General features: G+C 67.7%; 16 protein-coding genes. 8 read left to right on the top strand and 8 right to left on the bottom strand.

Translation table 11 applies throughout. From position 1 onward, the window contains the following. Positions 1 to 66 precede the first annotated feature (66 nt). Both EV216_RS12665 and EV216_RS12670 read right to left on the bottom strand, forming a co-directional pair. A complete protein-coding gene (locus EV216_RS12665) occupies positions 67 to 567 on the bottom strand; it encodes a hypothetical protein (RefSeq protein WP_132695901.1) in 501 nt (166 codons plus the stop codon). A 1-nt stretch (position 568) separates the two neighbouring features. Beyond that, positions 569 to 808, bottom strand: coding sequence for a DUF6471 domain-containing protein (locus EV216_RS12670; protein WP_132695902.1), 240 nt, complete (start codon positions 806 to 808; stop codon positions 569 to 571). Positions 809 to 909: 101 nt separating this feature from the next. Here EV216_RS12670 and EV216_RS12675 point away from each other — a divergent pair, with 101 nt between their 5' ends. Next, entirely contained in the window at positions 910 to 1,872 is a 963-nt protein-coding gene (locus EV216_RS12675) for an IS1595 family transposase (RefSeq protein WP_132695903.1), read from the top strand. A gap of 264 nt (positions 1,873 to 2,136) precedes the next feature. After that, positions 2,137 to 2,451 (top strand): hypothetical protein, encoded by a 315-nt coding sequence (locus EV216_RS12680; RefSeq protein ID WP_132695904.1) that lies wholly within the window; start codon positions 2,137 to 2,139, stop codon positions 2,449 to 2,451. 988 nt (positions 2,452 to 3,439) lie between these two features. On the opposite strand, the gene EV216_RS12685 is transcribed toward EV216_RS12680, so the two are convergent. Further along, positions 3,440 to 3,832 (bottom strand): hypothetical protein, encoded by a 393-nt coding sequence (locus tag EV216_RS12685; RefSeq protein ID WP_132695905.1) that lies wholly within the window; start codon positions 3,830 to 3,832, stop codon positions 3,440 to 3,442. Between the two features lie 133 nt (positions 3,833 to 3,965). On the opposite strand from EV216_RS12685, the gene hemF reads away from it, so the two are divergent. After that, positions 3,966 to 4,859 (top strand): oxygen-dependent coproporphyrinogen oxidase, encoded by an 894-nt coding sequence (gene hemF, locus EV216_RS12690; RefSeq protein WP_132695906.1) that lies wholly within the window; start codon positions 3,966 to 3,968, stop codon positions 4,857 to 4,859. Between the two features lie 51 nt (positions 4,860 to 4,910). On the opposite strand, the gene EV216_RS12695 is transcribed toward hemF, so the two are convergent. The 3 genes from EV216_RS12695 to hemE all read right to left on the bottom strand — a co-directional run bounded on the left by EV216_RS12695 (position 4,911) and on the right by hemE (position 7,968). Then, a complete protein-coding gene (locus EV216_RS12695; protein WP_132695907.1) occupies positions 4,911 to 5,552 on the bottom strand; it encodes a transglutaminase-like cysteine peptidase in 642 nt (213 codons plus the stop codon). 414 nt (positions 5,553 to 5,966) lie between these two features. Next, entirely contained in the window at positions 5,967 to 6,719 is a 753-nt protein-coding gene (locus tag EV216_RS18305; RefSeq protein WP_165899239.1) for a hypothetical protein, read from the bottom strand. Between the two features lie 217 nt (positions 6,720 to 6,936). Continuing rightward, positions 6,937 to 7,968 (bottom strand): uroporphyrinogen decarboxylase, encoded by a 1,032-nt coding sequence (gene hemE, locus EV216_RS12705; RefSeq protein WP_132695908.1) that lies wholly within the window; start codon positions 7,966 to 7,968, stop codon positions 6,937 to 6,939. Between the two features lie 104 nt (positions 7,969 to 8,072). On the opposite strand from hemE, the gene hemC reads away from it, so the two are divergent. Next, complete coding sequence (hemC, locus tag EV216_RS12710) at positions 8,073 to 9,017, top strand: hydroxymethylbilane synthase (RefSeq protein ID WP_132695909.1); 945 nt, start codon at positions 8,073 to 8,075, stop codon at positions 9,015 to 9,017. A 171-nt stretch (positions 9,018 to 9,188) separates the two neighbouring features. Here the strand turns inward: hemC and EV216_RS12715 are convergent, their stop codons facing one another. Then, positions 9,189 to 9,875, bottom strand: a complete 687-nt coding sequence (locus tag EV216_RS12715) for an arylesterase (RefSeq protein WP_243642074.1) — start codon at positions 9,873 to 9,875, stop codon at positions 9,189 to 9,191. Between the two features lie 13 nt (positions 9,876 to 9,888). Here EV216_RS12715 and EV216_RS12720 point away from each other — a divergent pair, with 13 nt between their 5' ends. From EV216_RS12720 to panC, 4 genes are all read left to right on the top strand, one after another. Beyond that, on the top strand, positions 9,889 to 10,584 hold the full coding sequence (locus EV216_RS12720) for an ABC transporter ATP-binding protein (RefSeq protein WP_132695911.1): 696 nt from the start codon (positions 9,889 to 9,891) through the stop codon (positions 10,582 to 10,584). Next, a complete protein-coding gene (locus tag EV216_RS12725; protein ID WP_132695912.1) occupies positions 10,581 to 13,103 on the top strand; it encodes an ABC transporter permease in 2,523 nt (840 codons plus the stop codon). The genes EV216_RS12720 and EV216_RS12725 overlap by 4 nt, the downstream gene beginning before the upstream one ends. A 280-nt stretch (positions 13,104 to 13,383) precedes the next feature. After that, positions 13,384 to 14,202: a 3-methyl-2-oxobutanoate hydroxymethyltransferase gene (panB, locus tag EV216_RS12730; protein WP_132695913.1), complete on the top strand. Its 819-nt coding sequence runs from the start codon at positions 13,384 to 13,386 to the stop codon at positions 14,200 to 14,202. Continuing rightward, positions 14,199 to 15,056, top strand: coding sequence for a pantoate--beta-alanine ligase (gene panC, locus EV216_RS12735; protein ID WP_132695914.1), 858 nt, complete (start codon positions 14,199 to 14,201; stop codon positions 15,054 to 15,056). Before panB ends, panC begins: the two co-directional genes overlap by 4 nt. 36 nt (positions 15,057 to 15,092) lie before the next feature. Here the strand turns inward: panC and EV216_RS12740 are convergent, their stop codons facing one another. Continuing rightward, entirely contained in the window at positions 15,093 to 16,466 is a 1,374-nt protein-coding gene (locus EV216_RS12740; protein ID WP_132695915.1) for a methyl-accepting chemotaxis protein, read from the bottom strand. Positions 16,467 to 16,554 lie beyond the last annotated feature (88 nt).

Genomic DNA, 16,554 nt, shown 5'->3' on the forward strand with positions numbered 1-16,554 from the left:
CAACAAGCTCGACGAACTGATGCCTTGGAACTGGGCGCCGATGGCTGCCCCGCAGGCAGAGGCCGCCTAAACCGCGGTATCAACCGGGCGGTTACCAAACATGTATTCAACAACGGTTCTCTTCGTCCCGTCCGTCTTCTCGTAGCGGGCCTGTTTGATCCCGAGGGACGCGCCCGTCTTGCCAAGCAACGGCTTCGTAAACTCCTTGAGGTCTGCTGCATCCTCTTTGCTCGGAGGTTCTATCTTGGTCTCGCTTCTCCCTCGCGCGAAGTATGTGATGCCTCGCCAGACTTTGTTAGCAAAGTCCGTGACGATGACGCCACTGTCCATGATCGCCAGGCCACCCATGATGACGCCATACGGGACGATCTCCGCGATTACGGAGCCGGTCTCCATCCGAGTCACGAACAGGCGCGGTGCGTCGTCGGACTTTGACCGATAGTGGCGCTCATACATCCGCGCCAGTGCCGCGAAACTCCCGGCGAGGTCCTCCAGTTCAATGGGTTGCCCAGGGTCAAGCGTGATGATCAGGCGGTCGCCGTCTCTCTCGACTTCAAGGTCCACCATCTCATAGCCTCAGATCTGAACAACCTATTGACTCCAAACATAGAATCAGAAAAGCAGCGGAAAATCCACCCCTACTGATCTTGTTGTTCAGATTTCTCTCGTTTTCCTGCACCCCGCGCCCGGAAAGCAACTCCGCAAGCTGCGCGTAGGTCACGCCCTTTCGCTTCAACTCAGCCTTCAGAAGGTTCTTCGCCTTGGCCTCGTATTCAACATTCACGGGATCAGTCTTGCGTGGTGCCATCTTGCCAACTCCAAACATCATCACTTTTGATGATATATACCCTTGCATAGGGCGACACAAGTCTCTACATACGATGTATAACATCATCGGATATAGTGACAATGGCCCAACACTTCCTTCTCTCCGCAGCATCTCGCACCCTCAGCCTTCGCAAGATTTACAAGGCCGGGGAAGATGCGGCTTACGAGACGTTCTGCCAGATGCGTTGGCCCGAGACGGACGGCGAAGCGGTTTGCCCGCGCTGCGGCTGCTGCGAGGCCTACAGCATCACCACCCGCCGCAAGTTCAAGTGCAAGGGTTGCCACCACCAGTTCTCAGTCACGTCCGGCACGATCTTCGCCTCGCGCAAGATGGCCTTCGTGGACCTGCTGGCCGCGATCTGCATCATCGTGAACGCCTCCAAGGGCGTTTCCATGATCCAACTGTCCCGCGACCTGGACTGCCAGTACAAGACCGCCTTCGTGCTGGCCCACAAACTGCGCGAGGCGATGGCGCAGGAAGTCCACACCGGAGAAGTTCTGGGCGGGCATGTCGAAATCGACGGCGCCTATTTCGGCGGTCACATTCGCCCCGAGAACCGCAAGGAGGACAGGAAGGACCGTCGCCTCAAGGAGAACCAGTCGCCGAACCGCCGGGTCGTCGTGGCCTTCCGCCAGCGCGGCGGGCGCACGTTGCCCTTCGTGACCAAGACCGAGGCCGAGGGCGCGGCGCTCGCCAAGGAGAACGTCTGCCGCATGGCAACCATATCTGCCGACGAGGCTTCGCACTGGGATGTTCTCCAAGCGGGTTGGACGACCGAACGCGTCAACCACTCGCTCGCCTACAGCGATGACGGCAAGCATACCAACTGGGTTGAGTCCTACTTCTCGCGCCTTCGTCGGATGGTCGCGGGGCAGCACCATCACGTTTCGCACCGCTACCTTTACCAGTACGCGAACCACGCCGCGTGGCTGGAAGACAATCGCCGCACGCCGAACGGCGGACTGGCCAAGGCGCTGGCGGCGAACGCGATGGGCGCGCCGGTCAGCCGCACATGGAAGGGCTACTGGCAGCGATCCGCTTGACTAATCGAAGCTAATGCCTATATCCACACTGCTGAGTCCACCTTGCCTCTTGACAAGTCAAAAGTCTAGAGGGGCTGGACAAAATGTTGCATCCGAATCGGCTTGTTATGATACTGTCAACGTGTGACAAGCGAACATCGGGAGACCAAAGGAAGCGATTCCTATGGAACAAAAACGCAACCAGTGAACGTCGATTGAGTGCCCCGCACGCCTACCCCCTTGTTGCCCAGGACTTGGCGACGGCCAGGAAAAGGAGCTATAATTATGAACGCGAAGACCGTGAATGTACTATACAAATACGCCGATGGAGCCCACTTTTTCGTCTCTGATGACGAGGAAACTTTGGGCCTGTGTGTTGCACACAAGCAGCCAGCGAAAGCCTTCGCTGCGGTAAGCATAACGCTCACCAAGCTCTTCAAAGAGAACTATGGGCAGGAAGTCACTTTCACGCCCTCGCTTTCCCTTCCGGCTTTTATGGAGTGGTTCATGGCTCAAACCGAAGCGGCGACATCAAAGCCGTCGCCGGGGGCCGCCGGTATACTGAAATGGAACCCCAGCCAAAACGGGATTGCCGCATAGCTATGGCCGTGTGTGCGTCTCTGGATTCAGTGGTTGCAAAGGTCGTTTCTCAAAGTTGCAGGCGCAGGGGGGACTTGGACGACGAGTCCTCCCTCTTCTTTGCGATTCAGCATCGCGGCCAAGAATGGACATTCTCTATTCCGCAACCTTTGGAGGATGGCGGATATACGCAGGCTCAGCTAGAGATTGTCGAGGTTCAACTGTCTCGGCTCGGACTCGACTTACTTCCATTGGATCAATATCTTAACTAGATAACGCTCTCAACCGCGCCAGCCGCCTCTCAAGCCTAGACCCTACTGGCCCTGACTTCCGCTTGAAGGAAGGCTTAACCCCGCGTGCCCGCATAAGGGCCAGGGCGTGCGCCTTCCCTTCATGGCGTCCGTTTATGCACTCCCGCTCGCGACCTATCGAATCGCACCGCGCTTATCTGATGATGATCGACTGCGCGCCAGAAGCGGTGCGCGAGCTGCTTGACAAAGTCAAGCGCCGCGTTGCCGAAGCGACAGCAGCATGACACTTTGGCTGGTCCTGCGGGGCCAGCCTCCAAGCGCACCCGTCTAGTACCACCAGCCCAGACGCCTTCACCTTCTGCAATGCTTGCGTAGTCCTGACGTAAGCCTGCCGCTCGGTCAGTTCAGGCCGCGCATTGGCAACCTCAGCCACGATGGCCCGCAACGGCTTTGGTCCGCCTTTTAGCGCGTCGATCACAAGCAGCCGCATAGCGCCTCGGTGAGCTGCGTCTGGCCTCTTTGCTGGCCCCACGCAGGGCATCGCAACCCCGCGCATTTGTAGCAGTGCCTCGACGTGATCCAGGCCGCCCAGGCCGCCACGCATGATCCGTTTTCGCAGCTCCAAGAGCGCGTTATTTATGGTCTTGTCCTGCATGGCGGAATTGTAGCCGATCTGGGCCGTGAGGGATTCCCTTATCTTGGTGCGCTTGATACATAAGGCCGGGTATTTCGGCCAAGAAGAAACACGGGGCGGGGGCCTAGGGGGCGGGGAAGCGGGCGCGGCAGTCTTCGAGCGCGCGGGCGGCGCTGCGGGCGGTGTCGGTCCGTTTCGCGCGCAGCTCGGCCAGTTTCGCGCGTTCGGCGCGCAGGTCGACCGCGACGGGGCGGTCGCGGAAGGCGATTTCGGGGCGGCTGCACCAGGCCATGCCGATCCGGTCGCGATCGCCGAAGCGGCTGCCATAGCAGAGCTGGAGGCTGGAGCTGCGATAGGGTTCGCGTTCCAGGGCATAGCCGCGCGCGATGGTCTGTTCGGTCTCGCGGATCAGCAGGTCGAGCATCCCGAGATCGTAGAGCGCGTTGCGCTCGCAGGCCTGGCGCGGGCTGGTGCAGGCGGTCAGTGCAACGAGGCAGATCAGGGCGAGCGCGCGCATCGGGCGATTCCTTTCGGCTGCGGCCATGATACGCCGTCCCCGGCGCGGCCCCAAGTCCGCCCGTCACGCGCCGTGGCATGGTGGCGCGGCGGGTGCAAAACTGCTAGGCAGGGCCGAACAGGGAGACGGGACGATGAGCGAACAATTCGACGAACACAAGATGCGGGCCGCGGCCTGGTTCCGGGCGCTGCGCGACGAGATCGTGGCCGCGTTCGAGGCGCTGGAAGACGCCCAGGCGACGGGGCCGTTGCGCGATGCGCCCGCGGGCCGGTTCGAGGTGAGCGAGACGCGGCGGCAATCCGAGGACGGATCGGATGCGGGCGGCGGGCTGATGAGCGTGATGCGCGGCGGGCGGGTGTTCGAGAAGGTGGGCGTTGCCGTCTCGACCGTGCATGGCCGGCTGAACAGGCGGGCGCAGGCGGCGATGATGGCGCGCAAGGACCTGCCGGGGATGGCGGAGGATCCGCGCTTCTGGGCCAGCGGCATCAGCCTTGTGGCGCATATGCAGAACCCGCATACGCCGGCGGTGCATCTGAACACCCGGATGTTCTGGACGCCGCATGGCTGGTGGTTCGGCGGCGGCACCGACCTGAACCCCTGCCTGCCCCGGGACGAGGACACGGCGGATTTCCATGCCGTGCTGCGGGCGGCCTGCGGGCGCCACGATCCGGCCTATTACCCGCGCTTCAAGGCCTGGGCGGACGAGTATTTCTTTGTCCCGCATCGGGGCCGGGCGCGCGGGGTGGGCGGTATCTTCTACGACGACCTGAACTCGGGCGACTGGGAGGCGGATTTCGCCTTTACCCGGGAGGTGGGCCGCGCCTTCCTGCCGGCCTTCCTGCCGCTGGTGGAACGGCGCCGCGACATGCCGTGGTCAGAGGCCGACCGGGCGGCGCAACTGGCCCATCGCGGGCTTTATGCCGAATACAACCTGCTTTACGACCGCGGCACGAAATTCGGGCTGGAGACCGGGCACGATCCCGAGGCCGTTCTGATGACCATGCCGCCGCTGGCGACCTGGCCCTGAGCTACGGGGCCCTGAGCTACGGGGCCCTGAGCGGCGCGGGCGCGGGCGGGATCAGCCGCGGAAGAGTCCCCCCGCGAACACGGCCTTCCAGCGATGGGGGGCGCTGGAATCCTGCATCCTGAGAAAGGTGTAGGGGGTCTGCGACCAGGGCAGCATCCGGTTGGTCAGGTTGTCGAGCACATAATCGCCGTCATCCTTGCGCAGGATCAGGACGGCATGGTTGTTGCGCTGGCGGTCCAGCACCTCGGCCAGCAGGAGCCGGTCGGGGGCGATGCCCATGCGGATCAGCTCGGCCTTTTTCAGCAGCGCGATATCCTCGCAATCGCCGCCGCGCGCGGTGGGCAGGGCCCAGTGTTCCTCGCGTCCGTATTGCGCCAGGTCCGTGACGGGCCGGACGGAGGCGTTGATCCGGCGGTTGAGCTTGTCCGCCATCCGGATCTGCTCGGCCGTGAGGCGGGCCGAACTGCCCCGGGCGCAGGCCCAGTCATAGCGTCGGCACAGCCCCTCGGCCCCCTTGGGCGGGTCGGCCTGGGCCTTGCTGCTGAGATGGGCGACCAGCCGCCCCTCTGCGGCGGCGGCGCCGGGCATCAGCAGCGCCATTGCAACCGCCATCGCCGCGCCGAGCGCCGCGAGCCATGCGGCCGGTCCGGCCGCCGGATGGTCCTGCTGCCCCACGGAAATCCCCTGGATCATGCGCCTGTCCCTTTTTCCCGTTCGTCACGGCGCGGGGCCGCGGATCCTGTCCGAAGATCGGCCGACCGCATCGGGCGGACGGAGGGCAGCGCGGGGCGTCTGCGGCACAGACCTGCCCCGCATCCGCATCATCGGGGCGGATGCCTGCTCACGGCGCTGACTGGGACGCCCACGGATTGACCGGCGACCGATCCTTTCAGAACCACCTACCGTTCAACCGTAAAACCAGGGTTTCTTTCGGGAGGAATCGTGACGAAATCCAGTCCGGATCGCGCGGGACGATCGGACGGGCAGGTTCCCGCCGATCCCGCGGGGGCGGTCGGCGGGAAAGGGAAAGGGCCGCCGAAGCGGCCCTTTCGGGGTCTTTCCGTCCTGGGACCGGGTTTGCGCCGGTGTCCCGGGATGCGTTGCGCGCTAGTTCGGGATGGGCCCGCCATAGCCCGGCCCGCCATAGCCCGGCCCGCCATAGCCCGGCCGGCCGCCACCCGGCCGACCGTCGCCGCGGCCCGGCCTGCCATAACCGCCCGGCTTGCCGTAATCGCCGCCCGGCTTGCCGTAACCACCCGGCTTGCCGTAACCGCCGCCCGGCTTGCCATGGCCGGGCTTGCCGCCGGGCCTGCCGTTGCAGCACCCGTTCTCGCCCTCGTCATCGTCGCCATTGTCGACTTCCTGCCGGGCGGGTCTGGGCCGGTCGCCGTCGCTGCCCATCCGCTGGGGCTCGACCGGCGCTGCGATGGTCGCCGTGGCGCCTTCGGTCAGCATCAGGGCGACCTGCGGGCAGGCCGCGCTGAGCGTGACCAGCATCTGGTCGAAATAGGTCGCGCCGCCCATCCGCTGGATCGCCGCCTGCGCGCCCGGACCGGACCAGTCGCTGTTGCACAGAACTTCGGGGCATTGGGCGGTTACATGGCGCATGTTGCGATTGAAATCGTTGCGCGCCGCCAGCGTGCCCAGCAACCCGTCCGTCGCCGGGCTTGCCCAGTTCCAGCCGCACAGCCCCGACGGCACCGTGACGCCCTGCTGCGCCCTGGCCGGAGCCGACGCCGCAATTGCGCCTGCCACAAGAACGACGGCCGCCGATGCCGTCACCGTGGTCGCCCGAAGAATCGCCTTGAGTTTCATGACCTTCCCTCCACCGTTCTCGAAATCGAAAACAGGCAGGATCATGGCAGAATTTGGGCAGGACGCATTGACCGGCGTCATAATTTTATTTCAACAATGCGGCTTTTTCCGGAAACAATTGTGTCGAAAGCTTGAAAGCAATGAAAGATCATTCCCCGGGTTGTGGAATGGGGGCCGAAAACACCGGGGATTGCGCCGCATGGCGGACATGAAAACGCCCCGGGCCGGAACCCGGGGCGCCTGGCTTCGCGGGGGGCGTGGCCTAGCCGCGCAGCGCCTCCAGCATGACATGCACGTTTTCGGGATCGGCCTCGGGCGTGATACCATGGCCGAGGTTGAAGATATGCGGCCCCTTCGCGAAGGCGGCCTTGATCCGCTTGGTCTCGTCGATCAGGGCCTGGCCGCCGGTCACCATCAGGTTGGGGGCCATGTTGCCCTGCACGCAGCCATCGACCTGCACATGCGCCGCGGCCCAGTCGGCATCCACCGAATTGTCCAGCGCCACGCAATCCGCGCCGGTCGCCCGGGCAAAGCCGATATAGTTCTCGCCCGCCTCGCGCGGGAAGGCGATGCAGGGCAGGCCGGGATGGCGCGACTTCAACTCGGCGATGATCCGCCTGGCGGGCTCCAGCGCGTAGCGGGTGAAATCCTCGCCCTTCAGCGAACCGGCCCAGCTGTCGAAGATCTTGACCACTTCGGCACCGGCCTCGACCTGCTGCGACAGGTATTCGATGGTCGACTCGGTCAGCAACTCGATCAGCGCCTCGAAGCTGGCGCGGTCCTCGGCCTTCAGCGCATGGGCCGGGGCCTGGTCGGGCGTGCCGCGGCCCGCGATCATGTAGGTCGCCACGGTCCAGGGCGCGCCCGCGAATCCGATCAGCGTGGTTTCGCCGGGCAGTTCGCGGGCCAGGATTCGCACCGTTTCATAGACCGGGGCCATGTGGTCGTGGATGTCGTCCTTGCCCTTGAGCGCGTTCAGCCCCTCGGCCCCGGTGATCGTGGACAGCCGCGGGCCCTCGCCGGTCTCGAACCACAGATCCGCCCCCAGCGCCTGGGGCAGCAGCAGGATGTCGGCGAACAGGATCGCGGCATCGAAGCCATAGCGGCGGATCGGTTGCAGCGTCACCTCGGCGGCGAGGTCGGAATTGTAGCACAGCGACAGGAAGTCGCCCGCCTCGGCCCGGGTGGCCCGGTATTCGGGCAGGTAGCGGCCCGCCTGGCGCATCAGCCAGACCGGCGGCACGTCCTGCGTTTCACCCGCAAGCGACCGAAGTAGTTTTTTGGTTTCCGCCATCGTCTTCCCCGTTTATTGGTGCGGCCTGTCGTCCCCTGCTTGCGTCAGCATGTCAAGTCGGGCCGAGTTGTCAGGACGACGTGACGCGAATAGAGGTTTGGCGCATGGCTATCACACTTCCCTCCCCCGCTTCACCCCTCAAGATCGGCACCCGCGGCTCTCCGCTGGCGCTGGCTCAGGCCCATGAAACCCGCGCCCTGCTGATGGCCGCCTTCGATCTGCCCGAGGAGGCGTTCGAGATCGTGGTGATCCAGACCATCGCCGACCGGGTGCTGGACCGCGCCCTCAAGGAGATCGGGGGCAAGGGGCTCTTCACCAAGGAGATCGAGGAGGCCATGATCGAGGGCCGCATCGACATCGCGGTGCATTCGACCAAGGACATGGCCGTGGAACAGCCCGAGGGGCTGGTGCTGGACTGCTTCCTGCCGCGCGAGGATTTCCGCGACGCCTTCATCTCGCATGCGGTCAAGGGGATCGCCGATCTGGACCAGGGCGCGGTGGTCGGCACCTCGTCGCTGAGGCGCAAGGCACAACTGCTGAACCGGCGGCCCGATCTTGAGGTGGTCGAGTTCCGCGGCAACGTCCAGACCCGGCTGAAGAAGCTGGAGGATGGCGTGGCGGTGGCGAGCTTTCTGGCCATGGCCGGTCTGAACCGGCTGGGCATGAGCCATGTGGCGCAATCGGCCATCGCGCCCGAGGACATGCTGCCCGCCGTCGCCCAGGGCGCCATCGGGATCGAGCGGCGCAAGGACGACGCGCTGGCCGCCCATCTGCTGGAGGCGCTGCATCACGGGCCGACGGGCGAGCAGATGGCGGCCGAACGCTTCTTCCTGGCTGCGCTGGACGGCTCCTGCGAGACGCCGATTGCCGGGCTGGCCCAGCATGAGGGCGGCACGATCTGGCTGCGCGGCGAGATCCTGCGCCCCGATGGCAGCGAAAGCATCAAGGGCGAGGCCCGCGCGCCGATCGAGGATGCGTCCGAAATGGGCTGGAAGCTGGGCAAGGACCTGCTGTCCCAGGCGGGCGAGGGCTTCTTCGACTGGAAGTGACCCGGCCCGCCCGGCCCGAAGCGTCGGCGTGATCCGGTTGCGCGCCTTCGGCGCAAGCCTTTCATCTCGGGACCGGCCTTGCGGCCGGTCCCTCGGGCTGTCCCCCGTCCTCTTCCGGCCCGAAATATCCCGGGGGGCCGCCCGGAACGGGCGGCGGGGGCAGCGCCCCCCCTACTCGCCCTGTGCCTGCGCCCGCGCGACCAGCTCCAGCACTGCGGGCCCCATCGCCTCGACAATGCGCGTCACGCCCGCGGCGGAGGGGTGGATGCCGTCGGGCTGCATGTAGTCGCGCATCGCGCCTTCGCGGTCGGGCAGGTCGGTCAGGCCCTTGAGGAAGCTTTCGACATGCAGCGCGCCGAATTCGGCGGCCAGTTCGGGATACATCGCGTCGAACGCCGCCTTGTAGTCGGGGCCGTAATTGCCCGGTGCGTTGAGACCGACCAGCAGAACCTCGACCCCTGCCGCCTGCGCGGCCTGAAGGATGGCGCGCAGATTCGCGCGGGACGCCGCCGGGTCGATGCCGCGCAGCAGATCGTTGCCGCCCAGCGCCACGATCATCGCATCGACCTCGGGCGTCAGCGTCCAGCCCACCCGCGACAGCCCGCCCGCCGTGGTATCGCCCGACACGCCCGCGTTCAGCACCCGCACCTCTTCGCCCTGCGCGCGCAGCCAGCCCTCCAGTTGCGGCACGAATCCCTCGCCCTGCGCCAGCCCGTAGCCCTGGGTCAGGCTGTCGCCCAGCGCGGCGATGGTCACCTCGGCCGCGGCCGCCGTTCCCAGCCCCAGCGCCAGCACCGCCGCCAGCGCCTGCTTGAGCGCAAGCGCCCGCGCCCCATATCCAAGGGCAACCAGTTTCATCCGAAGGCCCCCCATGACCGATTCGATCCTTTCGCTTGCCGATGTCACGCTGACCCTTGCCGGAAATGCCGGGCCGGTCGAGATCCTGCATGGCATCTCGCTCGATGTCGCGCGGGGCGAGACGCTGGGGCTGGTGGGGCCGTCGGGGTCGGGCAAGTCGTCGCTCCTCATGCTGATGGGCGGGCTGGAACGCGCCAGTTCGGGCCGGGTGATGGCGCTGGGCCATGACCTGACCGCGATGAACGAGGACGCGCTGGCCCGGTTCCGCCGTGAGCATATGGGCGTCGTGTTCCAGTCTTTCCACCTGATCCCGACCATGACGGCGCTTGAAAATGTCGCGACCCCGCTGGAACTTGCCGGGCATCGCGACGCCTTTGACCGGGCCGCCGAGGAATTGCGCAGTGTCGGGCTCGGCGCGCGGATCGACCATTATCCCAGCCAGATGTCGGGCGGCGAACAGCAGCGCGTGGCGCTGGCCCGCGCCGCCGCGCCGCGCCCGCATGTGCTGCTGGCCGACGAGCCCACGGGCAATCTGGACGGGGCGAATGGCGAGGCGATCATGGAGCTTCTGTTCGGCCTGCGCGACCGGCATGGCGCGACGCTGGTGCTGGTGACCCATGCGCCCGACCTGGCCGCGCGCTGCGACCGGGTGGTGCGGCTGGCCGATGGCCGGATCGCCGGGCAGGATGTGCGGAGGGCGGCGGAATGAGCCTTGTGGTCGCGGCCCGCATCGCCCGGCGCGAGCTGCGCGGCGGGCTGAGGGGATTCTATGTCCTGATCGCCTGTCTGGCGCTGGGGGTGGCGGCCATCGCCACGGTCGGCTCGATCCGCGAAAGCATCACCGCCGGGCTGAAGCGCGAGGGCGCGCTGCTGCTGGGCGGCGATGCCGAGATGTCGCTGACCTATCGCCATGCCGAACCGGCCGAACGCGCCTGGATGGAACTGATCGCTGCGCAGGTTTCCGTTGTGGTCGATTTCCGCTCGATGGTGGTGGTCGAGCGGAACGGCGAGACCGAGCGCGGCCTGACCCAGGTCAAGGGCGTCGATGCCGCCTATCCGCTTTACGGAGAGGTCGAGCTTGACCCGCCGATGCCGCTGGATCAGGCGCTGGCGGGCGATGGCGCGGTGATGGAACGGGTGCTGGCCGACCGGATGGGGCTTGTCCCCGGCGACCGGTTCCGGCTGGGCAGCGCGGACTACACCCTGCGCGCGATCCTGCTGCGCGAACCCGACGGGGCGGGGGACGGTTTCGGCCTTGGCCCGCGGCTGATCCTGCGCGAGGCGGCGCTGGAGGGCTCGGGCCTGCTCGCGCCCGGCACGCTTTACGAGACGAAATACCGCCTCGCCCTGCCGCCCGGGGCCGACATGGCCGCGCTGGAGGCGCGCGCGGTCGAACGTTTCGCGGGCAAGGGGATGCGCTGGCGCGACGCGCGCAACGGCGCGCCGGGGATGACCCGCTTCGTCGACCGGATGGCGTCCTTCCTGGTGCTGGTGGGGCTGGCGGGGCTGGCGGTGGGCGGGGTCGGCGTCTCGGCGGCGGTGCGGGCCTATCTCGACGGCAAGACCGAGGTGATCGCCACGCTCAAGACGCTGGGCGCCGAGGGGCGGACGATCCTGCTGGCCTATCTGATCCAGATCGGCGCGCTGGCGGGGCTGGGCATCGCCATCGGGCTGGCGCTGGGCGCCTTGCTGCCGCTGGCCGCGGCCCCGCTGATGCAGGCGCAACTGCCGGTGCCGGTGGCGGTCAATGTCCATCCCGCGCCGCTGGCCGAGGCCGCGCTTTACGGCGTGCTGACCGCGCTGCTGTTCACGCTCTGGCCGCTGGCCCGCACCGAGGAGGTGCGCGCCGCGGCGCTGTTCCGCGATGCCTCGGGCCGGGTCCGGGCCTGGCCGCGGCCGGTCTACATTGCCGCGACCGGCGCGCTGGCCGCCGCGCTGATCGGGGCGGCGGCGGCGTTCTCGGGCGTGCCGAAACTGGCGCTCTGGGCGGCCTTCGGCATCGTCGCGGCGCTGGGCCTGCTGGTGCTGGCAGCCTGGGGGCTGAGGCGGCTGGCGCGCAGGCTGGCGCGGGCGCGCCTTGTGCGCGGGCGCACCGCGCTGCGGCTGGCGCTGGGCGCGGTGGGCGGGCCGGGCAGCGAGACGGTGTCGGTCGTCCTCTCGCTGGGGCTGGGGCTGTCGATCCTGGCCGCCATCGGGCAGATCGACGCCAATCTGCGCGGCGCGATCCAGCAGGAACTGCCCGAACGCGCACCGGCCTATTTCGTGGTCGACATCCAGCCCGACCAGTTGTCGGGCTTTCTCGACCGGCTGAACCGCGATCCGGGCGTCAGCAAGGTCGAAACCGCGCCGATGCTGCGCGGGGTCATCACCGGGATCAATGGCCGCCCCGCGACCGAGGTGGCGGGCGATCACTGGGTGATCCGGGGCGATCGCGGCGTGACCTATGCCGACCGCCCGCCCGAGGGCACCGTGGTCACCGCCGGGGAATGGTGGCCCGAAGCCTATGACGGCCCCCCGGTGATGAGCTTCGCCCAGGAGGAGGCGGCCGAGATCGGCCTGAAACTCGGCGACTCGGTGACGGTGAATATCCTCGGGCGCGACATCACGGCGACGATCACCAGCTTTCGCGATGTCGATTTCTCGACCGCCGGGATCGGCTTCGTGGTCACGCTGAACGATGGCGCGCTCAGCGGCGCACCGCATACCCATATCGCCACGATCCATGCCGAGCCAGAGGCCGAGGCCGCGATCCTGCGCGACCTGGCCTCGGCCTATCCCAACATCACCGCGATCCGGGTGCGCGACGCGCTGGACCGGGTGGCCGAGGTGCTGTCCGCACTGGCCGCCGCGGTCGCCTATGGGGCGTCGGCGACGCTGGTGACGGGGGTGATCGTGCTGATCGGCGCGGCGGCGGCGGGCGAACGGGCGCGGATCTTCGAATCGGCCGTGCTCAAGACCGTGGGCGCGGTGCGCGGCCAGGTGCTGGCCTATTTCGCGCTGCGCTCGGCCATGCTGGGGGCGGCGGCGGGGGCGGTCGCGATCCTTGCCGGCGGGCTGGCGGGCTGGGCGGTGATGCGGTTCGTGATGGAGGGCAGCTATGCGTTCGAGCCGGTCTCGGCGCTGGCCATCGTCACGGGCGGGGCCATGGCGACGCTTCTGGCCGGGCTTGCCTTCGCCTGGCGCCCGCTGGCCGCCCGCCCCGCGCGCGTGCTGCGCGGGCGGGAATAGCCGCGGCAAGGGGGCACTCCCGCCCCCGGCCCGCGCAGGGCGCGCATGCGCCCTGCTTGTCCGGCGTTGGGCGTGGCCCGCGCCCGTTCCGGGCGCGGGCGGCACCGTTTCCGCGGGGCGCCAACCGCCCGCCCCACCGGGGGCGGGCTCAGGAGGGGTGCGCCGCAAGGCGCTCCTCCGGATCGGCGTCGGTCGGTGCGTCACGCCGCGCACGGGGCTGGATTCCGCGCCGCGGCATCGTATAAGAAGCGCCACCCGCGACGTCCCGAGGGAGGAGAGCATGAGCGCCAGCGCCCCGCAGCGCCGCATCACGCCCGGCGATATCCGCGCCCGCAAGGGCGGCACGCCGCTGGTCTGCCTGACCGCCTATACCACGCCCATCGCCCGGCTGGTCGATGCCGAATGCGATGTCGTGCTGGTGGGCGACAGCGTCGGCATGGTACTGCACGGGCTGCCCTCGACGCTGGGCGTGACGATGGAGATGATGATCCTGCACGGCCAGGCGGTGGCGCGCGGGCTGGAACGCGCGCTGATGGTGATCGACATGCCCTTCGGCAGCTACGAGGAAGGCCCCGACCAGGCCTTTCGCAACGCCGCCCGCCTGATGGCCGGGACCGGCGCGGGGGCGGTCAAGCTGGAGGGCGGCGAGAGCATGGCCGAAACCATCCGCTTCCTGACCGCGCGCTCGATCCCCGTGATGGCCCATGTCGGGCTGACGCCGCAGGCGATCAACGTCCTGGGCGGCTACAAGGTGCAGGGCCGCGGCGCCGATGCCGACCGGGTTCTGGCCGATGCCCGCGCCGTGGCCGCGGCGGGCGCGTTCTCGGTGGTGCTGGAAAAGGTGCCCGCGACGCTGGCCGACCGGATCACGGCCGATCTGGCGATCCCCACCATCGGGATCGGCGCGTCTTCGGGCTGCGACGGGCAGGTGCTGGTGGTGGACGACATGCTGGGGCTGTTCTCGGAGTTCCGCCCGAAATTCGTCCGCCGCTACGCCGCGCTTGGCGACGGCGCGGCCGCCGCGATTGCCGCCTATGCCGAAGACGTGCGCGCCCGCCGCTTTCCCGCCCCCGAACATGTCTTCGGAGACGGCGAATGACCGCCCCGATCCTGCGCCGCCTGTCCGAGTTGCACGCCCTGACCGGCCGCTGGCAGGCAGAGGGCGCGCGCATCGCCGTCGTGCCCACGATGGGGGCGCTGCATGCGGGCCATCTTGCCCTTGTTTCGGCGGCGAAGGCGGGGGCGGATCGGGTGATCGTGACGATCTTCGTCAACCCCCGGCAGTTCGACAACCCGGACGACCTGGCGAAATACCCCCGCACCGAGGGCAGCGATGCCGAAAAGCTGGCCCCGCTTGGCGTTGACGCGGTCTATGTCCCCGACCCCGACCAGATCTATCCCGAGGGTTTCGCCACCACCGTCTCGGTCGCGGGCGTCAGCGAGGGGCTGTGCGGCGCGCACCGGCCGGGCCATTTCGACGGGGTGGCCACCGTGGTCAGCAAGCTGCTGCTGCAAACCCGGGCCGGGTGCGCCTTTTTCGGCGAGAAGGATTACCAGCAACTGATGGTCGTCCGCCGCCTCGTGCGCGACCTCGACCTGCCGGTCGAGATCGTCGGCTGTCCCACGGTGCGCGAAGCCGACGGGCTGGCGCTGTCCTCGCGCAACCAGCGCCTGTCGCCCGCCGCGCGCGCCCGGGCGCCCGCGCTGTTCGCCGCGCTCGACGCGGCGGCAGGGGCGATCGGCGGGGGGGCGGCGGTCGCGGCGGCGCTGGAGGAGGCGCGCGGCGCGATCCTGGCGGGCGGCTTTGCCGCGGTCGAGTATCTGGAGCTGCGCTCGGCCGCCACGCTGGCGCCGCTGGCCGCGGCGGACGCGCCCGCACGCCTGCTGGCCGCGGCATATCTGGATGGCGTGCGGCTGATCGACAACGTGCCCGTCCCCCCGGCGGGCGGCTGAGGGCGGCGGCGCCCGGACGCGCCCGTCGATCGAGGGTCAGGAGGCGCGGCGGTGCGGCGCGTGATGGGTGGCGACGCCCGGACCATGGCCGAAATGCGCGCCGCTGTCGGACGGCGTGCGGAACAGGGCGACCTGCCGGGCGAGTTCGCCGGCGTCATTGGCAAGCACCTGGCTGGCCGCGGTCGACTGCTCCACCATCGCGGCGTTCTGCTGGGTCATCGAATCGAGATGGCTGACGCCGCTGTTGATCTCGTTCAGCGTGATGGCCTGTTCGGCGGCGCCGCGCGAGATCTCGGAAATATTGGCGTGGATGCCCGCCACCCCCTGGATGATCTTCTGCAACTCGTCCCCCGCAAGCCCGACCAGCCCGACGCCGGTCTTCACATGTTTCGAGCTTTCCTCGATCAGCGTGTTGATCTCGCGCGCGGCTTCCGCGGCCCGGCCGGCCAGCGCGCGCACCTCGGAGGCGACGACGGCGAAGCCGCGCCCGGCATCGCCCGCCCGCGCCGCCTCGACGCCCGCGTTCAGCGCCAGCAGGTTGGTCTGGAAGGCGATGTCGTCGATCACCGAAATGATCTGGGCGATCTGGCTTGAGGATTTCTCGATCCGCGACATGGCGTCGATGGCGTCGCCGACGACCTTGCCGCCGTTTTCCGCGGTGCTCTTGGCGTCATTGGCGGACACCTCGACCTCGCGCGCGCCATCGGCCGCGGCCCGGACGGTCGAGGTGAGTTCCTCGATCGCGGCGGCGGTCTGTTCGAGCGTGGCGGCCTGCGACTCGGTCCGGTGCGAGAGGTCCGCCGAGGATTGACCGACCTCGGTCGCCGTGCGTTCGACCGCGGAGGAGACCTCCTTGACCGCCGAGATCGACACGGAAAGCTGTTCGACGGCACCGTTGAACGCGTTGCCCAGGGCGTCGATATCGGGGGCGTTGCAGGACGGGACGCGGTGCATCAGGTTGCCGCTGCTGAGTTCGCGCAGCCCCTCGGCGATGCCCTCGATCCCTCTTTGGCGGTCGGTGATGTCCGAGGCGATCTTGATGACCTTGCGCACCTTGCCCTCGGCGTCGAGATAGGGCGCATAGGTGGCCTGGATCCAGATCACGCTGCCATCCTTGCGGACCCGCGGGAACTGGTCGGTGAACGATTTGCCGTTGGCCAGGTCCTGCCAGAAGCGACGATACTCGTCGCTCTGCACGAAGCCCCTGTCGACGAACATCGAATGATTTCTGCCCGCGATCTCGGACAGGGAATAGCCCACCGCCTTGAGGAAATTCTCGTTCGCGGTGAGGATCGTGCCGTCCGGTTCGAACTGGATCGTCGCCTGGGTCCGGTCGATGACCGACATGAAGGAGGCCGCGACATCCGCCTCATCCGTAACGGCGGTCGTCTTTTTCGACTTGAAGAACATTCCCGAAATCCCTGACCCTTGCGCGATTGCATTGAGGTGTCGTGGAATAATTCTAAGAAACGGTTAAACCGTGGAGGAATCGGGGCTC

This window comes from Rhodovulum steppense (genome assembly GCF_004339675.1).
Classification (GTDB): domain Bacteria; phylum Pseudomonadota; class Alphaproteobacteria; order Rhodobacterales; family Rhodobacteraceae; genus Rhodovulum; species Rhodovulum steppense.